This window comes from Caballeronia grimmiae, from assembly GCF_000698555.1.
Taxonomy (GTDB): Bacteria; Pseudomonadota; Gammaproteobacteria; order Burkholderiales; family Burkholderiaceae; genus Caballeronia; species Caballeronia grimmiae.
In genome coordinates this window covers 107,597-128,054 of sequence record NZ_JFHE01000004.1, presented here as the reverse complement: position 1 = coordinate 128,054, position 20,458 = coordinate 107,597, and the positions used below count along the sequence as shown (strand labels likewise).

13 protein-coding genes and 1 pseudogene are annotated in these 20,458 nt (G+C 64.1%); 7 read left to right on the top strand and 7 right to left on the bottom strand.

Going from position 1 to position 20,458, the window contains the following annotated elements; all coding sequences use genetic code 11:
* Positions 1-87 precede the first annotated feature (87 nt).
* The 4 genes from aroG to BG57_RS06580 all read right to left on the bottom strand — a co-directional run bounded on the left by aroG (position 88) and on the right by BG57_RS06580 (position 8,252).
* Positions 88-1,161: a 3-deoxy-7-phosphoheptulonate synthase AroG gene (aroG, locus tag BG57_RS06595; RefSeq protein WP_035961556.1), complete on the bottom strand. Its 1,074-nt coding sequence runs from the start codon at positions 1,159-1,161 to the stop codon at positions 88-90.
* A gap of 324 nt (positions 1,162-1,485) precedes the next feature.
* Complete coding sequence (gene tldD, locus BG57_RS06590) at positions 1,486-2,952, bottom strand: metalloprotease TldD (RefSeq protein WP_035961553.1); 1,467 nt, start codon at positions 2,950-2,952, stop codon at positions 1,486-1,488.
* A gap of 118 nt (positions 2,953-3,070) precedes the next feature.
* On the bottom strand, positions 3,071-3,904 hold the full coding sequence (locus BG57_RS06585) for a carbon-nitrogen hydrolase family protein (RefSeq protein WP_035961551.1): 834 nt from the start codon (positions 3,902-3,904) through the stop codon (positions 3,071-3,073).
* 61 nt (positions 3,905-3,965) lie between these two features.
* A complete protein-coding gene (locus BG57_RS06580) occupies positions 3,966-8,252 on the bottom strand; it encodes a YhdP family phospholipid transporter (RefSeq protein ID WP_035961548.1) in 4,287 nt (1,428 codons plus the stop codon).
* Between the two features lie 215 nt (positions 8,253-8,467).
* Here BG57_RS06580 and glnE point away from each other — a divergent pair, with 215 nt between their 5' ends.
* Entirely contained in the window at positions 8,468-11,263 is a 2,796-nt protein-coding gene (glnE, locus tag BG57_RS06575) for a bifunctional [glutamate--ammonia ligase]-adenylyl-L-tyrosine phosphorylase/[glutamate--ammonia-ligase] adenylyltransferase (RefSeq protein WP_035961546.1), read from the top strand.
* A gap of 48 nt (positions 11,264-11,311) precedes the next feature.
* Here the strand turns inward: glnE and recN are convergent, their stop codons facing one another.
* Together recN and BG57_RS06565 are read right to left on the bottom strand one after the other, a co-directional pair.
* Entirely contained in the window at positions 11,312-12,964 is a 1,653-nt protein-coding gene (recN, locus tag BG57_RS06570; protein ID WP_035961541.1) for a DNA repair protein RecN, read from the bottom strand.
* Positions 12,965-12,998: 34 nt separating this feature from the next.
* Positions 12,999-13,892 carry an NAD kinase gene (locus BG57_RS06565; protein WP_035961539.1) on the bottom strand — a complete coding sequence of 298 codons (894 nt, stop codon included), beginning with the start codon at positions 13,890-13,892 and terminating at the stop codon, positions 12,999-13,001.
* 199 nt (positions 13,893-14,091) lie between these two features.
* Here BG57_RS06565 and hrcA point away from each other — a divergent pair, with 199 nt between their 5' ends.
* The 3 genes from hrcA (at position 14,092) to BG57_RS06550 (ending at position 16,769) form a co-directional block, all read left to right on the top strand.
* Positions 14,092-15,108, top strand: a complete 1,017-nt coding sequence (hrcA, locus tag BG57_RS06560) for a heat-inducible transcriptional repressor HrcA (protein ID WP_035961537.1) — start codon at positions 14,092-14,094, stop codon at positions 15,106-15,108.
* 160 nt (positions 15,109-15,268) lie between these two features.
* Positions 15,269-16,336, top strand: coding sequence for a ferrochelatase (hemH, locus tag BG57_RS06555; RefSeq protein WP_035961533.1), 1,068 nt, complete (start codon positions 15,269-15,271; stop codon positions 16,334-16,336).
* 25 nt (positions 16,337-16,361) lie between these two features.
* Positions 16,362-16,769, top strand: coding sequence for an RNA-binding S4 domain-containing protein (locus BG57_RS06550; protein WP_035961528.1), 408 nt, complete (start codon positions 16,362-16,364; stop codon positions 16,767-16,769).
* Here BG57_RS06550 and BG57_RS33310 read toward each other — a convergent pair.
* The gene (locus tag BG57_RS33310; protein ID WP_167569248.1) at positions 16,741-16,902 is read right to left on the bottom strand and encodes a hypothetical protein; all 162 of its coding nucleotides are present in this window, start codon (positions 16,900-16,902) and stop codon (positions 16,741-16,743) included. The two genes, BG57_RS06550 and BG57_RS33310, sit on opposite strands and share 29 nt — an antisense overlap.
* 351 nt (positions 16,903-17,253) lie before the next feature.
* On the opposite strand from BG57_RS33310, the gene grpE reads away from it, so the two are divergent.
* The 3 genes and pseudogenes from grpE (at position 17,254) to dnaK (ending at position 20,418) form a co-directional block, all read left to right on the top strand.
* Entirely contained in the window at positions 17,254-17,856 is a 603-nt protein-coding gene (gene grpE / locus BG57_RS06545; protein ID WP_035961524.1) for a nucleotide exchange factor GrpE, read from the top strand.
* A gap of 22 nt (positions 17,857-17,878) precedes the next feature.
* Positions 17,879-18,268: pseudogene (locus BG57_RS06540) on the top strand (thioredoxin family protein).
* A 188-nt stretch (positions 18,269-18,456) separates the two neighbouring features.
* A complete protein-coding gene (dnaK, locus tag BG57_RS06535; protein ID WP_035961522.1) occupies positions 18,457-20,418 on the top strand; it encodes a molecular chaperone DnaK in 1,962 nt (653 codons plus the stop codon).
* The last annotated feature ends 40 nt before the right edge of the window (positions 20,419-20,458 follow it).

Sequence of the window (20,458 nt, the reverse complement as noted above, 5' to 3'; positions counted from 1 at the left end):
GAACGAGAAAGTTTGACGCTTGTAGTGGTCCCTCAAGCCAAAAATCGGAGGTGCCTGCGCGGTCTCCGATTTTGGATTGATGCAGCTTTAGTTCCCCCCGCCTCGCACAACTCGCCGCTGCTTCACCGCAACTGCAAGCTCCTCCAGCACCCCCACACTCTCGTCCCACCCAATACAAGCATCAGTAACACTCTGCCCGTAGGTAAGCTCACACCCCTCCTTCAAATCCTGCCGCCCGGCAACAAGGTGCGATTCCACCATCACGCCGACAATCCGCTCATCCCCAGCAGCAAGTTGCCGCCCAATATCCTCGCAAACCGGAATCTGATTCTCATGCTTCTTCGAGCTATTAGCATGACTCGCATCGATCATCAACCGCGCAGCCAACCCAGCCTTGCCGATATCGCTACAAGCCGCATCGACCGAAGCCGCATCGAAGTTAGGCGATTTCCCGCCACGCAAAATGATATGGCAATCTTCATTACCGGCAGTGGAAACAATCGCCGAATGCCCGCCCTTCGTAACTGACAAGAAATGATGCGGTTGCGACGCGGCCTTGATTGCATCGACGGCGATCTTCACGTTCCCATCCGTGCCATTCTTGAACCCGACCGGACAAGAAAGCCCCGAAGCCAGTTCCCGATGCACCTGCGATTCCGTAGTCCGCGCCCCAATCGCGCCCCATGAAATGAGATCGGCGATATATTGCGGGCTGATCATATCGAGATACTCCGTGCCAGCCGGCAAACCCATCTCGTTGATATTCATCAGCAGTTCGCGCGCCTTGCGCAAACCGTCGTTGATCTTGAAGCTGTTATCCATATACGGATCGTTGATCAGCCCCTTCCAGCCCACCGTGGTGCGCGGTTTTTCGAAATACACGCGCATCACGATTTCCAGCTCGCCCGCAAACCGCTTCCGCTGCTCGATCAACCGCCCCGCATATTCCAGCGCCGCCTTCGGATCGTGAATCGAGCATGGGCCGATAATGACGATCAGCCGGTCATCCATCCCGTGCAGAATGCGATGCATCGATTGCCGCGCATTGAAGATGAGGTCGGACACCGGCTCCGTGCACGGAAATTCGCGGATCAAATGCGCGGGCGGGACGAGCTCTTTCAACTCGCGAATTCGAACGTCATCGGTATTGTGCGGGGGCATATCGGTTCTCCAACGGCATCGATCAAAAATAAGCGGCGAAAAAAAACCGCCAGACTCGCTGGCGGTTTTTCGGGAATTCGGTTTGTGTCTTTAGCTACGACTCACCCCTCTCGATCCGCCAGCGGCTTGAGATGCCAAAACAAATAAAAGTAAAACTTGGCGGACATGGCGGGTCGAAGGTGTATCGCAAAAAAGGTTGACTGACTTTATAACCTCAAACGTGCGCCGCTGACAAGCCGCAGCGCATCAAAACGCGGGAAATCCGCATCGAAGACGACCCGGACAACTGCCCGAGACAAAATCGATGCGGGAAATCCGCGCGCATCAAACCGTGCCGCCCACCGTCATCTTCTCGATGCGCAGCGTCGGCTGGCCGACGCCCACCGGCACGCTCTGGCCTTCCTTGCCGCACACGCCGACGCCGCTATCGAGCGACATGTCGTTGCCGATCATCGTCACGTACTTGAGCGATTCCGGCCCGCTGCCGATCAGCGTCGCGCCCTTCACCGGATACGTGATCTTGCCGTCCTCGATCATGTACGCCTCGGACGCCGAGAACACGAACTTGCCGTTGGTGATATCCACCTGACCGCCGCCGAAATTCACCGCGTACAGGCCATTCTTCACCGAAGCGAGAATCTCCTGCGGGTCCTTGTCGCCGTTGAGCATGTAGGTGTTCGTCATGCGCGGCATCGGCAGCGCGGCGTACGATTCGCGGCGCGCGTTGCCCGTCACCGGCATCTTCATCAGCCGCGCATTGAGCGAATCCTGAATGTAGCCCTTCAGGATGCCGTCCTCGATCAGCGTCGTGCATTGCGTCGGGTTGCCTTCATCGTCGATATTGAGCGAGCCGCGCCGATTCGGCAGCGTCCCGTCATCGACGACCGTCACGCCCTTCGCCGCCACCTGCTCGCCGATGCGTCCCGCGAACGCCGACGATCCCTTGCGGTTGAAATCGCCCTCCAGCCCGTGGCCGACCGCTTCGTGCAGCAGCACGCCCGGCCAGCCCGGCCCGAGCACCACGGTCATCGCGCCAGCCGGAGCAGGGCGCGCTTCGAGGTTGACGAGCGCAGCGTGCACGGCGTCGTCGACGTATTTGTTCAGGATGTCGTCGGTGAAATAGCCGTAGTCGAAGCGTCCGCCGCCGCCGCCCGTGCCGATCTCGCGCCGGCCGTTCTGCTCGGCGATCACCGTCACGGACACGCGCACGAGCGGGCGCACGTCCGCCGCGAGCGCGCCGTCGCTGCGGGCGACGAGCACCACGTCGTATTCGCCCGCGAGGCCCGCCATCACCTGGACGATGCGCGGATCGCGGCTGCGCGCCATTTTCTCGACGCGCTCGAGCAGCTTCACTTTCGCGTTCGCATCGAGCGAATGCAGCGGATCGGCCGGCAGATACAGATCGCGGCCCGACACGCCCGTGAGCGTGCTCGCCGGCTTTACCTTGTGCTTGCCGCCGCCCGCCTTGGCGATCGCGCGGGTCGCGTACGCGGCCTGGCGAATGGATTCGGGCGACAGATCGTCGGAATAGGCGAAAGCCGTGCGCTCGCCCGAGACGGCGCGCACGCCGACGCCCTGATCGATGCTGAAACTGCCCGATTTGACGATGCCTTCTTCGAGACTCCACGCTTCGCTGCGCGTTGACTGGAAATAGAGGTCGGCGTAATCGACGCGGTGCGTGAAGATTTCCGCGAGCGTACGCGTGATGACGCCTTCGTCGAGGCCATAGGGCGTCAGCAGGACGTCCTTTGCCGTGACGAGGTTGCGAATGCCGGGTTCGATGATGTTCATGCGGTGCCTATTGCGTGATTAGCGTGATTTAGCGTGTTCGAGCGATTGTGTCGGACTATTCTACTGTCCGGCGCCGATGAGGCCATGTGCAGGGGAGAACGCGCGTCTTCAAGTCCATTCAGCCGATCACCCGATGCCGATACGCCGGCAAGCTCTGCCGCACTTCGGCGATGCCCGCCGGATCGACCGCGCCCGCGACGACGCCCGCGCCTTCCTCGCGCATCGCGACGACTTCGCCCCACGGATCGATCAGCATGCTATGACCCCACGTGCGCCGCCCGTTCTCGTGCTTGCCGCCTTGCGCCGCGGCGAGCACGTAGCACTGGTTCTCGATCGCCCGCGCCTTCAGCAGCGTTTCCCAGTGCGCCTTGCCGGTCGTGTAGGTGAACGCGGACGGCACGACGATCAACGCGCAATCGCCCATCTTCCGGTACAGCTCCGGAAACCTGAGGTCGTAGCAGATGGACAGGCCGACGCGTCCGAACGGCGCATCGAAGGTTCGCACTTCGCCGCCGGGGCAGATGGTGCGCGCTTCGTCGAACGATTCCTCGCCCTTTTCGAAATTGAACAGGTGAATCTTGTCGTAGCGCGCGGCCTGTTTGCCGTTCGCATCGAAAACAAGCGTGGTGTTGAGCACGCGCGACGCTTCGGGCGATTTCAAAGGCAGCGTCCCGCCGATGACCCACACACGATGCTCACGCGCGGCATCGGAAAGAAACTGCTGGATCGGACCGTCGCCGGGCGTTTCGCGGATAGCGAGCTTGTCCGTGTCCTTGAAGCCCATGAAGCAGAAGTATTCCGGCAGCAGCACGAGTTGCGCGCCGCCTTGCGCCGCTTCGGCGATGAGCCGTCCTGCCTCGGCGAGATTGCGGTCGCGATCGGGCGTGCTCACCATTTGCAGCGCGGCGACGTGAAACGGCTGCGCCGCGCTTTCGCTCGATGGTTCGTTCATGTTGTGCGCCGGTTGGTGAATCTGACGGGGCGGGCGAGGCGGAACGAAGATGCGCTCCGCGTTATGGAGCGACTGACGGAATCGCGACGGCCGCGGGTGATTCGATCTTACCCTGATCGCCATGCAGACGCTGGACGACGGGCTTCGTCAACGTTCCGGTGATCGAATAGTCCATCGCGAACGCCTTCTGGATGGACTTCGAGAGCGCGAGATCGGCGGCGAGCGCGCCCAGACCGAGCAGCGGATTGATCACCGCCGCGCCGATGGCGACCGCACCCGCGCCGATCGTCGGCACGACCTTGACGCGCAAATCCTGCGTCTGCTTCGGCAGGTTCACGACGCCCTGCATCTGCACGCGGGCGGGCGGCGTGACCATCAGCAGGTCGTCGGTCCGGCTGATGCCGTTTTCAATGCGCGCGTTGCCGGTAATCTTCTCGAACGGCAATCCCTTGCCGACGACATCCTCAAAATGCAGCGTCAACAGATTGGCGAGACTGCGCAGGCTGAAGATGCCGAGCAACTTCGCCGCGCCCGGCGCGCGCAGAATTTGCCCGTGACGAAGATCGACGCCGACTTTGCCATCGAGCGTGTTCATGTCGACGGCCGCCGGACTGCCGTTCCAGGCCGCGTGCCCGGAGATCTTGCCCGCGCCGCCGTTGACGGTGTGCGGCAGGCCGAAGCGGTCAAGGAACTGTCCGCCATTGGCGACATCGAGCGTAAAGCCGAGCGTCGTGCGGCGCGGCGTCGAGTCATCGCCGCTGGCGGTCGCCGGCGCGGGCAGCGTGCGCCACGTCGCGTTGGCGGTGAGCGTCGCGTCGGGATTGGCGAGCTGGAGCTTGTCGAGCGTCCAGATCGGCTCGTCGGCGATGACTTCGTTGTGTGCGTCCACCTCGAGCCGCCCGAGGCCGTGTCCGCGATAGACCAGTTCATTGACGATCACGTCGATGGACGGCATGTTGCGCGGCGGCTTGCTCGCGAACTTTTCGGCGGGCGCGCCCGTAGCCTTCTCGGGGATCACCACCTTGTCGAGCCGCGCCTGTATCGCGCCGGGGCTTCCGTTCGGTGTGGCAGGCGTGAAGGCGACGTTGCCGGATACTTCATCCGACGCGATCTTCGCCTGCCATTTCCTCGCATCTTCTGTCGCGTTGACGTCGATGTTGTTCCAGCGACGGTCGAGCAGCTTCAGTGTCCCGATGCGAACGGCGGCGCGCGTCGGAATGAACTGTCTGATATCTGTGTTCGCGCGAGGCTCCTGCTTTGCTGGCGGCTGCGCAGGGGCGCTAACGGTAGCGGCGGTAGCGACGGTATCGGCGAAAATTTTGCGCCACGCGTCGGCGTCGAGCGTGTCCATGTCCGCGACGGCGCTCACGCCCTCGGCTGGCAAATCGGCGGGCTTGTTGAGCGCAATCGCGCCGCGCACGGCCTTGAGTTGCGCGCGCACGTTCATCGGCTCGGCGGCGTTTTGCGGATCGACTTTCACCTGCGCCCGCCCGATCTGCTGCAACTCGTAATGCGCCGCGAGCGGGCCGAAAACGAGTTGCGCATCATGCAGACCGGAAGCGCCGCCGGGCGTCGGCTGGAAGCTGAGCGAGAAGGGCATCGGCGCGCCTTTCGCCTTGCCGAACGGCGCAGGCAGATCGATGCCGATGCCGCTCAAATCCGCGCTCGCGCGCATGTTCGGCAGCGCGTTTTTCGCACCGCGCACGTGAAGTTCGTAGGGCGCCGCGCCATCGATACGCTTGAGCAGCGCCGCCGCTTGCGGTGCGATGCGTCCATCGAAACGCTGCGCCGCATCCGGGCCGATGCGCCCGTTCACGTCGAACGCGTAATTGCCGTTCGGCTGCACGCCGCCGGTCGCGCGCACGTCGCCGCCGAGCAGTTGCGCGGTGAGGGCATCGACGTTGACGGTCTTCGCGGCGAAGTTCGCCCGGCCGCGCACATGCGTGAGCGGCGGCAGCGTGCCGTACGCGACTTCGTTGTCGAGGAAGGTCAGCGAGCCCTTGTAGTCGGTGCGCAGCGGCGGTTCGGGCGGCGGCGGCCGATAGCGCGGAATGCCGAGCGTGAGCGCCAGCGCCGCGTTGCCTTTCGTGTCAAGCTTGCGTGTCGCGTGCTTGGCCATCAGGCCGAGCGAGCTGTTGTCGACATAGTCGAGCATGTCGGCGAGCGGTCCGCGCGCTTCGCCGTCGATCCGCAGCCTGGTTTCGCGATTGCCCGTATCGTCGATGCGTCCCGCCACGCGCGATACCGCGACGCCCTTGTAATGCCCGCGATGGATATCGAAGGCGAGCTTGTTTTGCGCGAGCCTGAACGTGCCGTCGATGCCCTCGAACGCCGGCCAGAAGTTCGGCAGGCCGTTCTGCAGCTTGCGCGGCGGAAACGGCGTGGGATCGAACTTGCCGCCCGTGAACGGCGCTTCGATGCGGAAAATGCCCGCGTCCGGCGCTTTCGCGTACGGAAAGCGCGTGAGGTCGCCGTGAATCTCGAGCGTGCCGTTGCGCGCGATGCCCGCCCGCAGCGCATGGCCGAGATAGACGCGCACGCGTTCGTTGAGGCTCGTCGGAAGATAGCGGACGAGGCGCGCCGCCTTCAGATAATCGACCTTCGCCTTGAGGTCGAGATTGCCGCGCCCGTGACCCTGGTTCCAGTACGCGGCGGTGACTTCGCCTTCGGCGTCGGCGTTGCGGATGCGCAGCGTGTCGAGATGAATCGTGAACGCGCGCCGCAGTTCGCCCGGCGCGATGGCGTCCGCGACGGTCCAGTTCGCGCGGCCTTGCAGGGAATCGAAGGTGAGACGGGGATCGTCGAACGCGCCGGGGATCGTCACCGCCGCGTTCTTCGTGTCGATGACGATTTTGCCTTGCGACTCGTTGGCATCGACGGCGCCCCACAGATTCTCGATGCCCGGGATGCCCGCGCGCGGCCGATTGTTGATCGTGAGTCCCGGCGGCGGTTCCTGCGCCTGCACGCTGATGCCCTGCAACTCGGCCTTGAACGCGTAATGGACGATCTTCGCATCGCCTTTATCGCGCTGCTGCTTGGCTTCTTCCTCGGTCTTGGGCGCGGCGCGTTCGGTGTAGATCGTGTAGTTGGCGACCTGCCCGCGCGGGTTGTAGCGCACGAGTTCGTTGAGCACGCGCGATGGCAGCGGGAGCGTGCGCGCGAATTCGGCGAGGATGCCGAGATCGATCTGATCGCCCGCGATGCGAAACAGCAGCCCCTTGTTCACCGACGCCGGACGATACGTGCCCGTGAGCCTCTGCATCGTGAGCAGGCGCGCGACCGTCGTGCCGTCTTCGAGCGAAGGCTGGCCGAGTTCGGCGCGAAGGTCGGAGAGGTTCAGCGTGTACGTGGTGTCCTTCTTGCCGATGGTCCATGCGAAGCGCGCCACCGGCAGATCGAGACGCGGCTGCGTCGCGCGCACGCGCAGCGCGATGTTGCCGCCCGTGAGATCGCCGTTTGCCGTCTGTAGCTGGCCACGTGCGAAGTTCAGCCAGATGCGGTTTTCGATGCGGCCATCGTAGACCGCGAACGGCATCTTTACGTAGCGCGCGAGCATCGGCAGATCGACGGGGCCCGTCGATACATAAACGCGGCCGGTCCAGTTCGCGGGCGCGCCCATCGCGGTGAACGGCTCGTGGCGAAAGTCCGCGCGAACGTCGAGCGGACCATGCAGAACGTCGCCATCGGCAGGCGCGGTCAGCGCGAGACGGTGACGCGCGCCGTCGTTCAGAGTCGCGAGCTTCAGACGCTTGAACGCGATTTCGGGTGCATCGCGCTGGGCGTCGCGCCAGCGCAGCGTGCCATCGCGCAGCAGGATGCGCTGCTGCCCGAGCAACCATGTGGTGAATGCGTTGGAGCCGGTGCGATGCGCCGGAACCGGCACGCCGGCGACCGTCAGTTCACCGTTCGCCTTGCGCGCGATGATGACGTCGGGACCATCGACGGTGAGATCGGCCAGTTTGGGTTGCAGCGCCAGCAGCGACCGCCACGCGATGCTCGCGCTCGCATGCGGAACCGCCAGACCGGGCGAGCCATCGGCGGCGTCGATGCGGAGATTATCGATATCGATGGTCGGCTGCATGCCGCTCCATCGCGCGGAAAGCCGGCCGACATGAAGCTGCGCATGAATCCGCGACGACACCGCCTGCTCGATGGTCGGCCTGAACGAATCGATCTGCGGCAGCACCACATAGCGCAAGCCCAGATAGATGCCCGCCACCGCGAAGTACATCGCCACGGCGACGATGAGGATGACTTTTAAGACACGCGACAGGACGCGCTCGGCGTTGCCGCTGGGCTTGGCTTGTCCAACTTCGGTCGGGTCGACGGATCGTCTGCTGTCGGACATGCTGCGGCTGTTCGGCGATATGGTAGTTTTGCGTGTTTGACGCTGCAATGTAACACAGGGTATGTCGTGGACGGCTTCGCCCGCGCACTCGAGAAAGCCCGGAAAGCCGCGCCCCGCAAGCCTCGCGGCGAAGCGGGCGAGGCCCGGCGGTGCAGCCGGGCGACAGCATCGGCAAGCAGCAAACGACCCAAAGCAACGAGCGAGCCTAACCATTCATGACCGATGTGACTCTGCGCAGTTCCGGCTACTCCAACTATGCGGCGCGTGTTTATGCGGCGCGTCCCGAACTTGCGCCGCTCGTGGCGCAGTGGGCGCAGACGCCCGTCACGCGCGAATGGATCGAAGCCCGTTTCGAGGAACTTTGCACGCGTTGCGGCGAAAGCGGCGCGCTCGACGAAGCCGCGCTGAAGACCGCGTTGCGCCGGCTGCGCACCGATGTTTTCTGCACCGTGATGGAACGCGACCTGTCGGGCGCGGCCGATGTTGCCGAAGTCACCGGCGCAATGACGGACCTCGCCGAGGTCACAATTCAACGCGCGCTCGCGGTGTTGTCGGCGGATCTGGAAGCGCTGTTTGGCGAACCGCGCGGACCGGACGGCGAACGGCTGACGCTCGGCGTCGTCGGCATGGGGAAGCTCGGCGGGCGCGAACTGAATGCGTCGTCGGATATCGACCTCATCTTTGTCTACGAAGAGGACGGCGAAACGGCGGGCGGCAAGCGCTCCCCGCTGACGACGCAGGAGTTTTTCACGCGGCTCGGACGGCGGCTGATCGGCGCGCTCGCGGAACTCACCGAGGATGGCTACGTGTTCCGCGTGGACATGCGGCTGCGTCCGAATGGCGATTCCGGACCGCTCGTCTGCAGCCTCGGCATGCTCGAAGAGTATTTCTACGTGCAGGGCCGCGAATGGGAGCGTTATGCGTGGATCAAGGCGCGGCTCGTTTCCGAGCGCGAGAGCGATTCCGCGCAGCGGCTCGCGAAGCAGCTCGAGTCCATCGCGACGCCGTTCATCTATCGCCGCTATCTCGATTACGGCGTGATCGCGGCGATTCGCTCGCTGCATCAGCAGATTCGCCAGGAAGCGCGGCGGCGCGCGTCGATGCGCCCCGACAAGGCCGACGACATCAAGCTCGGGCGCGGCGGCATTCGCGAAATCGAGTTCAGCGCGCAGGTGTTCCAGTTGATTCGCGGCGGACAGGCTGCGGATTTTCGTATCCGGCCGACGCTCGCGGTGCTCGAGCGCGCGGAGGCGCATGGACTCATTTCGACCGCCGTGCGCGATGGGCTCACCGGCGCGTATCTGTTTTTGCGCACGGTCGAGCATCGGCTGCAGTATCGCAACGACGCGCAGACGCATGCGATGCCCGTCGCCGACGACGAGCGCGCGCTGCTCGCGTCGTCGCTCGGCTTCACGGATTACGCGGCGCTGATGACGAAGCTGGATGCGCATCGCGAGTTCGTCGAACAGCAGTTCGATGCGATCTTCGCCGACAAAGTCAGCGGCGAAAACGGCTGCGGCGTGGCCGACGATTCGGCGGCATCGTGGATCTGGAGCAGCGCCCTCGCCGACGATTCCGCGCAGGAAGAGCTCGCCGCGCGCCTGAAGGAACTGGGCTTCGCGGACCCGTCGCCGGTGCTCGCGCGGCTGACCGGCGTGTGGAATTCATCGCGCTACGCCGGCTTGCCCGAGAGAAGCCGCGAGCGCTTCGATATCGTCGCGCAGCGCGCGCTCGAAGCGGTGCAGTCGATCGACCCCGCGCGTCGCGGCGACACCATCGCGCGTCTGTTCGATCTGCTCGAAGCCACGGCCAAGCGCGGCGCGTATCTCGCGCTGCTGACGGAATATCCGGCGGCGCTGGATCGCGTGCTGTCCGTGCTGTCGGGCTCGCGCTGGGCGGCGGGTTATCTGATCCGCCATCCGCAATTGCTCGATGAATTGCTCGACGACGAAGCCATCGCGAGTCCGTTCGACTGGCCCGAATTCAAACGCTCGCTGCTGGCGCGTCTGACCGCCGCCGAGGATGCCGAGCATCAGATGGACTTGCTGCGGCACGCGCATCAGGCTGAAGTGTTCCGCATTCTGCTGATCGATCTGGCCGGGCGGCTGAGTGTCGAGCACGTGAGCGACCGGCTGTCGGAACTCGCCGACGCCGTGCTCGACGTCACCGTGCAGACGGTGTGGAAGCAGTTCCCGAAGCGGCATCGCGAGACGCCGCGCTTTTCCGTCATCGCGTATGGGAAGCTGGGCGGCAAGGAACTGGGCTACGCGTCGGACCTGGACATCATCTTTCTCTACGACGACCCCGACGATGCCGCCGCCGACATCTACGCGATGTTCGCGCGCCGCCTCATCACGTGGCTGACGGCGTCGACCGGCGCCGGCACGCTCTTCGACGTGGACTTGCGGCTGCGGCCGAATGGCGAATCGGGCTTCCTCGTGACGAGCCTCGACGCGTTCCGCCGCTATCAGATTCGCGAAGGCGATGCGGCCAATACCGCGTGGGTGTGGGAGCATCAGGCGCTGTCGCGGGCGCGTTTCAGCGCGGGCGATGCGGACATCGGCGCGCAGTTCGAATCGATTCGCGCCGACGTGCTCGACACCGAGCGCGATGCTGCGGCGCTCGCACGCGAGATCGTCGCGATGCGCGAGCGCGTGCTGGCGGGGCATCCGAATCGCACGGAACTGTTCGACCTGAAGCACGATCGTGGCGGCATGGTCGATATCGAGTTCATCGTGCAGTACTGGGTGCTGCTGCATGCGCGGACCCATCGCGAGTTTGTGCGCAATGCGGGGAATATCACGCTGCTGAAGATTGCGGCGCGCAGCGGACTTATCGCCGGCGACGAGGCGGAAACGATCGGCGCGGCGTATCGGCGTTACCGGAAGCTGCAGCACACGCTGCGGCTCGACGGGATGGAAAAGGCTCGGGTCGATCCGGAAAGCGTGCGCGAGGAGCGCGAGGCAGTGACGAGGTTGTGGACGAGAGTGTTCGCGGAAGGGACTGAGTAAGGGGAGCTGGACGGTAGCGAAATTTTCGTGCCGTCCCCGCCTCACGCCTCACGCCGCCAACATCTCCTTCGCATGCTTGCGCGTCGTCGCGGTAATTTCGATGCCGCCGAGCATCCGCGCGACTTCCTCAATGCGCCTCGCCTTGTCGAGCGGCGTGACCGTGCTGACGGTGCCGCCCGCATCGTCGGACGACTTCGCCACCTGAAAATGCTGATCGCCGCGCGCCGCCACTTGCGGCAAGTGCGTGACGCACAACACCTGGCGATCGCGCCCGAGCTGATGCAGCAGCCGTCCGACCACTTCCGCCACGCCGCCGCCGATGCCCGTATCCACTTCGTCGAAGATCAGCGTCGGCGTCGGGCTGGCGGTGCTCGCAATCACCGCGAGCGCCAGGCTGATCCGCGCAAGCTCGCCGCCCGACGCGACCTTCGCCAGCGGCCGCAGCGCGACGCCCGCGTGACCGGCAACGCGGAACTCGATCTGCTCCAGCCCGTTCGCGCCGCCTTCCGCGAGCGGCACGAGCGCGACGTCGAAGCTGCCGCCCGCCATCGACAATTCCTGCATGCCTTCCGTGACCGCTTTCGACAGCGCCTTGGCCGCCTTCGCGCGCGCCTTCGACAGCACTTTCGCTTCGGCGAGATAGGCTTCCTTCGCCTTGTCCGCTGCGGCGTTGAGCGCGTCGAGATCGGCTGCGGCGTCCAGTTCGGCCAACTGGCGGCGGCGCGTTTCGTGTTCTTCCGGCAGCGTTTCGGGTTGCAGGCGGAACTTGCGCGCCGTCGAATGCAATTGTTCCATGCGCCTTTCGACTTGCGCGAGCCGGTCCGGATCGAGCTCCAGACGCTGCGCATAGTGCGACAGCGAATAAGCCGCTTCCTGCAATTGAATCTCGGCGGGTTCGAGCGATGCCAGCACGTCGGTCAACGCCGGATCGATATCCGCGAGGCTGCGCAATTTCGACGTGATCGCGCCAAGCTGCGAGATCATCGCCTCGTCGGATTCCGAAAGCGCGCCGAGGGCGCTCTGCACGCCGTCGATCAGACTCGCCGAATGCGACAGCCGATGATGCTCCGCGCTCACTTCCTCCCACTCGCCGGGCTGCGGCGCGAGCTTGTCGAATTCGCTCAACTGCCACGCGAGACGCTCGCGCTCCAGTTGCAGCTCGCGATCGCGGCTCTGGGCGGCGTCGACGGCCTGCTGCGCCTCGCGATACGTCCGCCAGGCACGGCTCACCGCATTCGCGGTATCGGTGATGCCAGCGTGCGTGTCGAAAAGCTCTCGCTGGGCATCCGGCCGCATCAATAGCTGATGAGCGTGCTGGCCGTGAATATCGACGAGCATTTCTCCGACTTCGCGCAGTTGCGCAAGCGTCGCCGGCGTCCCGTTGATAAACGCCCGCGAGCGTCCGCTGGAATCGATGACGCGACGCAGCATCACCGTGTCGCCATCCTGCGAGAGCGCGTGCTCGTCCAGCCAGCGCGCGGCTTGCGCGTGCGTGCCGAACTCTGCGGTGATGTCCGCGCGCGCCTCGCCGGTTCGCACGACGCTCGCGTCGGCGCGTGCGCCGAGCGTGAGGGCGAGGGCGTCGATCAGGATCGACTTGCCCGCGCCGGTTTCACCCGAAAAAACCGTGAAGCCCGAATCGAATTCGATGTCGAGCGCGGCAACGATAACGAAGTCTCGAATAGAGAGATGACGGAGCATGGACGCTTCGGGATGAGGGTTCAGCGAGATTGCGTCAGACGGACGAGTCCTGCGAGGGATGCTCGTTCCAGTGCAGTTTCCTGCGCAGCGTGGCGTACGTGCTGTAGCCGACCGGATGCAGCACCGGCACCGTATGGCGCGAGCGCCGCACTTCGATGGCGTCGTTCAGTTCGACGGCGGTGAACGACTGCATGTCGAAATTCACGTTGACGTCCCGGCCGCCGATGATCTGAATCGTGACCTTCGAATCGTCGGGCAGCACGATCGGCCGGTTCGACAGCGAATGCGGCGCAATCGGCACCAGCACGAAGCCTTGCAGTTGCGGATGCAGTATCGGCCCGGCGGACGACAGCGCATACGCCGTGGAGCCGGTCGGCGTCGCGACGATCAACCCGTCCGAGCGCTGGTTGTACATGAAGTGGCCGTCGACGGAGACGCGCAGCTCGGCCATGCCGGAAAAGCCGCTGCGATTCACGACGACATCATTGAAGGCGAGCGCGTGGTAGATCGGCTTGTCGTTACGCACGATGCGCGCTTCGAGCAGCGTGCGCTCCTCGCGTTCGAACTGGCCGGCGAGCATCTGCGGCACCCGTTCGCGCATCTCGGTGAGCGGAATATCCGTGATGAACCCGAGCCGCCCGTGATTCACGCCGATGAGCGGCGTCTTGTACGGCGCAAGCTGCCGGCCGACGCCCAGCATGGTGCCGTCGCCGCCGAGCACGACCGCGACGTCCGCGCGCGCGCCGATCTCCGCGATGGACAACGCCGGGTACTCCGTCACGCCCACGTCCTTCGCCGTGCCTTCTTCGAACACGACCTCGAACCCCTGGTTCGCAATGTGCTCCGCAAGGGATCTCAGCGGCGCCTCGATACCGGGTGTATTGGTTCGCCCGACGAGGGCGACGGTCTTGAATTGGCCAATTTCCATGCCGGCATTACACCATAGGTGGAAGGCGAAAAGAACCGGGGCGGCCCGCAGCGACGGACGACATGCCGCGACGTCGGCGCACGGTTCGTTTCTGGATAGAATGGAACAGACATTGAACGGGTCACGCGTGCTTGCGCTCGTGACATCGAAGCGGCGGCGGCGGTCGTCGCGCCCCGACACGTTGCGCTAAAATTTGCCCATGCTAGACCCACGTGCACAAACCCTCCTCAAGACGCTGATCGAGCGCTACATCGCCGAAGGTCAGCCGGTCGGTTCGCGCACGTTGTCACGGCATTCCGGTCTCGAACTCAGCCCCGCGACCATCCGCAACGTCATGTCGGACCTGGAAGACCTGGGCCTCGTCGCGAGTCCGCATACGTCGGCGGGCCGCATTCCGACACCGCGCGGCTACCGGCTGTTCGTCGATACCATGCTGACCGTCGAGGCGCCGCAGGACGAAGCGATGACCACCGCGGTCAAGACGCGGCTGCAAGGCCAGGAGCCGCAGAAAATCGTCGCCGCGGCGGCGAGCGTGCTCTCGAGCCTGTCGTCGTTCGCCGGCGTGGTGCTCACGCCGCGCCGCAGTCACATGTTCAAGCAGATCGAATTCATGCGGCTGTCGGACAAGCGCATTCTGCTGATCATCGTGACGCCCGAGGGCGACGTGCAGAACCGCATGATGGCGACGCAGCGCGACTACTCGCCCTCGCAACTCACCGAAGCCTCCAATTACATCAACGCGCATTTTGCGGGCCTGTCCTTCGACGAAGTGCGCCGCCGGCTGCGCGAGGAAATCGACCAGTTGCGCGGCGACATGACCACGCTGATGCAGGCGGCGGTCGTCGCGAGCACGGCGGAAGCCGACCCCGGCGAAACGGTGCTGATTTCCGGCGAGCGCAACCTGCTGGAAGTGGCGGATCTGTCTTCCGACATGGCGCGCCTGCGCAAACTCTTCGACTTGTTCGATCAAAAGACGAGCCTCCTGCAATTGCTGGATGTGTCGAGCCACGCGCAAGGCGTGCAGATTTTCATCGGCGGCGAGTCGAATCTCGTGCCGATCGAGGAAATGAGCGTCGTAACCGCGCCGTACGAAGTGAACGGCAAGATCGTCGGCACACTCGGCGTGATCGGCCCGACGCGCATGGCCTACAACCGCGTGATTCCCATCGTCGACATCACCGCGCGGCTGCTGTCGATGTCGCTCAGTCAGCAGTAGTCAGCATCAACCCGCAATCACGAGCAGCAGCGCGGCACTTCCGTGCATCATGCCGCGTCGTAGAGGCGCGCCGCCACTAGGCCATTCGGCCAATGATGCGCGCCGGAACGCGCCGCTATAATGACCTTCACCTTTCGATGCCTTCCGGCCGCCTTGCCCTATGCGTTTCGACCTCGAGTTGCCTTCGCAGCCCAGCGCTTCACATCGCGTCGCTGTGCTGCTGATCAATCTCGGCACGCCGGACGCGCCCACGCCGCGAGCGGTGCGCAAATACCTGGCGCAGTTTCTGTCGGACCCGCGCGTCGTCGAAATTCCGTCGTTCATCTGGCAGATCATTCTGCGCGGCGCCATCCTGCCGTTTCGCAGCCGTGCGTCGGCGAAGAAATACGCACAGGTGTGGCTGCCGGAGGGCTCGCCGTTGCGCGTGTACACGGAGAAGCAGGTCGAACAGCTGCGGCGGCTTTTCGCGGCGAACGACTATCACGTGATCGTCGATTACGCGATGCGCTACGGCACGCCAGGCATCGGCGCAATGCTCAATCAGATGAAGCTCGAAGGCGCGGACCGCATTCTTCTCGTGCCGATGTATCCGCAATACTCGTCGTCGACGACCGCCACCGCGTTCGACGACGCCTTCACGGCGCTCAAGCGCGTGCGCAACCAGCCGGAAATCCGGACGATTCGTCATTACGCGGATCATCCGGCGTATATCTCGGCGCTCGCCGAACAGGTGCGCGAATACTGGCGCGTTCACGGCCAGCCGGACTTCTCCGCCGGCGACAAGCTCGTACTCAGTTTCCACGGCGTGCCCAAGCGCACGATGGACCTCGGCGACCCTTATCACGACCAGTGCCAGTTGACCGGTTCGCTGCTCGCTGCCGCGCTCGGGCTTACGCCGGTCGAATGCCGCGTGACGTTCCAGTCGCGCTTCGGCCGCGCGGAATGGCTGCAGCCCTACACTGCGCCGACGCTGGCGGAACTGGGCGCGGCCGGCGTCGGGCGCGTGGACGTGTTTTGCCCCGGCTTCACGGCGGATTGCCTTGAGACGATCGAGGAAATCGGCATCGAGGTGCGCGACGAATTTCTGAAGGCGGGCGGCAAGCAGTTCCACCGGATTCCGTGCCTGAACGCATCGCCGGCATGGATCAAGGCGCTCGGCGAGATTGCGGCACAACATCTGCAGGGATGGCCCGTGCAGGGCGCGCAACCGGTGACGGTCGCCGCCTGAAGCCGGTCATCGCAAGAGAATCGCCATGAACTACAAGATTTCGACGGAACCCGGCGCGCGTTTGCGCATCGACAAGTGGCTGTGGGCGGCGCGCTTCTTCAAGACGCGCTCCCTCGCGAGCGATGCGGTGGAAAAGGGCCGCGTCAGGATCGACGGCGCGAACGTGAAGCCGTCGAAGGACGTGCGCGTGGGCGATATCGTCGAAATCGATATCGAGCGGATTGTCTGGCAGGTCGAAGTGCTCGGCCTTTGCGACGTGCGCGGCCCCGCGCCGGTCGCGCAGACGCTTTACGCCGAGACCGAAGAAGGCCGCACGAAGCGGCTCGCGGAAGCCGAACGCCGCAAGACGTATCGCGAACCGGCGGCCGGCATGCCGGGCAGGCCGACGAAGCGGGATCGCCGCATCATCGATAAGTTTTCTGGGTCGGAGTAAAGAACTCTTCCAGGGTCGCATGAACGCCGCCGTACTCGGTGTTACGGGCGGTCAGTGCACCGGACAAGCAGATGGTGGTCGTGCCCGCAGTCAGTACCAGGGCGACCACCGCGACAGCAAAGGTCAGTTTCATGGTACCCCCGGCTATGCGGGCTGAGCGGTCTTTCGACCGGACGAGGTCAGGAAACGGGCGAGGCGTAAGCGGTTTGAAGCATTCGCAGGATGAGGGTAAACGTGCTTCCTGCGATGCCTTTTCGAAGTGTAGGCGACGGCATCGCTACGCTCAATCTGTTTCTCGCCGGCGTGCGTTACCGGCTGTTTCCGGCTCGGCGCGCTGTGGTGTCCAGCGTACAAATTCGTCGTAAGAAGCCTTGAAAATGCTTCTGGCGCCCCAAATTCCGCCGCTAGTGCTACGAAGCGCGGCTCGATGCAGTAGTGGCCGCGCTTCTCATCCGACTCACTCACAGAAATAACATTCAGCGACATGGAAAACACGCAAGAGAATTCAGCGAGCCACAACCCGACGCCCGCCGACGAAACCGCGCGCCAGGCCGCCGATCCGACTCAGGCGACCCCCCAAGCCGCGCCGGAAACGCAGGCAGCCGCCGACGCAGCAACGCAAGCCGCTCCGAACGGGAGCGAAGCGGCGCTCGCCGAAGCGCAGGCCAAGGTGGCCGCGTTGCAGGAAGAATTCCTCCGCGCCAAGGCGGAAACGGAGAACGTGCGCCGCCGCGCTCAGGAAGACGTGGCCAAGGCTCACAAGTTCGCGATTGAAAACTTCGCGGAAAATCTGCTGCCGGTGCTCGACAGCCTCGAAGCGGCGCTGGCCGACCAGTCGACGGACGTCGCGAAAGTGCGCGAGGGCGTCGACCTGACGCTGCGCCAGCTTTCCAGCGCACTGGAGAAAGGGCGCGTCATCGCGTTGAACCCGGTCGGCGAGAAGTTCGATCCGCATCGCCATCAGGCCATTTCCATGGTGCCGGCGGACCAGGAGCCGAACACCGTCGTGGCCGTACTGCAGAAGGGCTACATCATCGCGGACCGCGTGCTGCGTCCAGCGCTCGTGACGGTCGCCGCACCGAAGTAAAGAACAGCCGCGAGACTCGCTCATGGCCAACATTCGCGTCGATGCCACCGCGTTCTCCGAATTCGGTATGCAGGAACTCGACGCTGCCGGCTTCGACGCCGGTCTGGCGTCAGCGGGAGACGAACTGGCCGTGGTGTTCTTCTGGGGCCTCGACTGCTTCAACTGCGAAATCGCCAAGAAAGCGATGCTCGCGCAGCCCGACGCCATCCGCGCACTCGGACTCAAGTGGTTCCACAGCAATGTCTACGAGCATCGCGAGCTTGGCCGCCGTTTCCTGCTGCATGGCGTGCCGACGTAGTTCTTTTTTCATCGGGGCAAGCGGCTCGGGCGGGCAACCGGCTGGCACGGCATCGCGCAGTTCGAGGCGGCAGTGAAGGCGGCGCGCGAAAAAATCGCCGCAGCGGGAAATTAGGCGCAAGAAGCGGCAGGAAATCGAAAAAGTTATAGACCGCATCGCATTCAGGGTCTTGAAAACGAAATCGGCGCTCCTATCTTGCGTACAGGTATGAATTTTGGGCGTTCGGCCCGTTGAATCGGCCGCAAAAGCCGGCGTGTTCCGGCCGCAGCGCCAAAGCGATCAAAGCTAGGAGAGTATAAAAAATGGGCAAAATCATCGGCATCGACCTCGGCACCACGAATTCGTGCGTGGCGCTGATGGAAGGCAATCAGGTCAAGGTCATCGAGAACTCGGAAGGCGCGCGCACCACGCCGTCGATCATCGCTTACATGGATGACAACGAGATTCTCGTCGGCGCGCCTGCGAAGCGTCAGTCGGTCACGAACCCGCGGAACACGCTGTACGCGGTGAAGCGCCTGATCGGCCGCCGCTTCGACGAAAAGGAAGTGCAGAAGGACATCAACCTGATGCCCTACAAGATCGTCAAGCACGACAACGGCGACGCATGGGTCGAAGCGCACGGCAAGAGTCTCGCGCCGTCGCAAGTGTCGGCTGAAGTGCTGCGCAAGATGAAGAAGACCGCTGAAGACTACCTCGGCGAGCCGGTGACGGAAGCCGTCATCACGGTTCCGGCGTACTTCAACGACAGCCAGCGTCAGGCAACCAAGGACGCGGGCCGCATCGCCGGTCTGGAAGTCAAGCGCATCATCAACGAGCCGACGGCAGCCGCGCTCGCGTTCGGTCTCGACAAGGCCGAAAAGGGCGACCGCAAGATCGCCGTGTTCGACCTCGGCGGCGGCACGTTCGACATCTCGATCATCGAAATCGCGGATGTGGACGGCGAAATGCAGTTCGAAGTGCTGTCGACCAACGGCGACACGTTCCTCGGCGGTGAAGACTTCGACCAGCGCATCATCGATTACATCATCGGCGAGTTCAAGAAGGAGCAGGGCGTCGACCTGTCGAAGGACGTGCTCGCGCTGCAACGCCTGAAGGAAGCAGCCGAGAAGGCGAAGATCGAACTGTCGTCGACGGCTCAGACCGACATCAACCTGCCGTACATCACGGCCGACGCGTCGGGTCCGAAGCACTTGAACCTCAAGTTCACGCGCGCCAAGCTGGAAGCGCTCGTCGAAGAACTGATCGAGCGCACGATCGAACCGTGCCGCATCGCGATCAAGGACGCGGGCGTGAAGGTCGGCGACATCGACGACGTGATCCTCGTCGGCGGCATGACGCGTATGCCGAAGGTGCAGGAGAAGGTGAAGGAATTCTTCGGCAAGGAACCGCGCCGTGACGTGAACCCGGACGAAGCCGTGGCCGTGGGCGCCGCGATTCAAGGTCAGGTTCTGTCGGGCGACCGCAAGGACGTTCTGCTGCTCGACGTGACGCCTCTGTCGCTCGGCATCGAAACGCTCGGCGGCGTGATGACGAAGATGATCAACAAGAACACGACCATCCCGACGAAGCACGCGCAAGTGTATTCGACGGCGGACGACAACCAGGGCGCCGTGACGATCAAGGTGTTCCAGGGCGAGCGTGAAATGGCCGCGGGCAACAAGCTGCTCGGCGAATTCAACCTCGAAGGCATTCCGCCCGCACCGCGCGGCGTGCCGCAGATCGAAGTGACCTTCGACATCGACGCGAACGGCATTTTGCACGTCGGCGCGAAGGACAAGGCGACGGGCAAGGAGAACAAGATCACCATCAAGGCGAACTCGGGTCTGACGGACGCCGAAATCGACAAGATGGTGAAGGACGCCGAAGCCAACGCCGAGGAAGATCACAAGCTGCGCGAACTGGCCGATGCCCGCAACCAGGGCGACGCGCTGGTCCACAGCACGAAGAAGGCGGTTGCCGAGTATGGCGACAAGGTCGACGCTTCGGAGAAGGAAAAGATCGAAGCGGCGCTGAAGGACCTCGAAGACGCGCTGAAGAACAGCTCGAGCGACAAGGCCACGATCGAAGCGAAGGTCGAGGCGCTGGCTCAGGCTTCGCAGAAGCTCGGCGAAAAAATGTACGCCGACATGCAGGCGCAGCAGGGCGCGGCCGGTGCGGCAGCGGGTGCTGCCGGCGCGGAAGCGGCTTCGTCTGCATCGGCTGGTGCGAGCCAGCAGCATGACGACGTCGTCGACGCCGACTTCAAGGAAGTGAAGAAGGACTAAGCCGCAGGGCGCGTGGATGGCAACGTTCACGCGCCCGCGG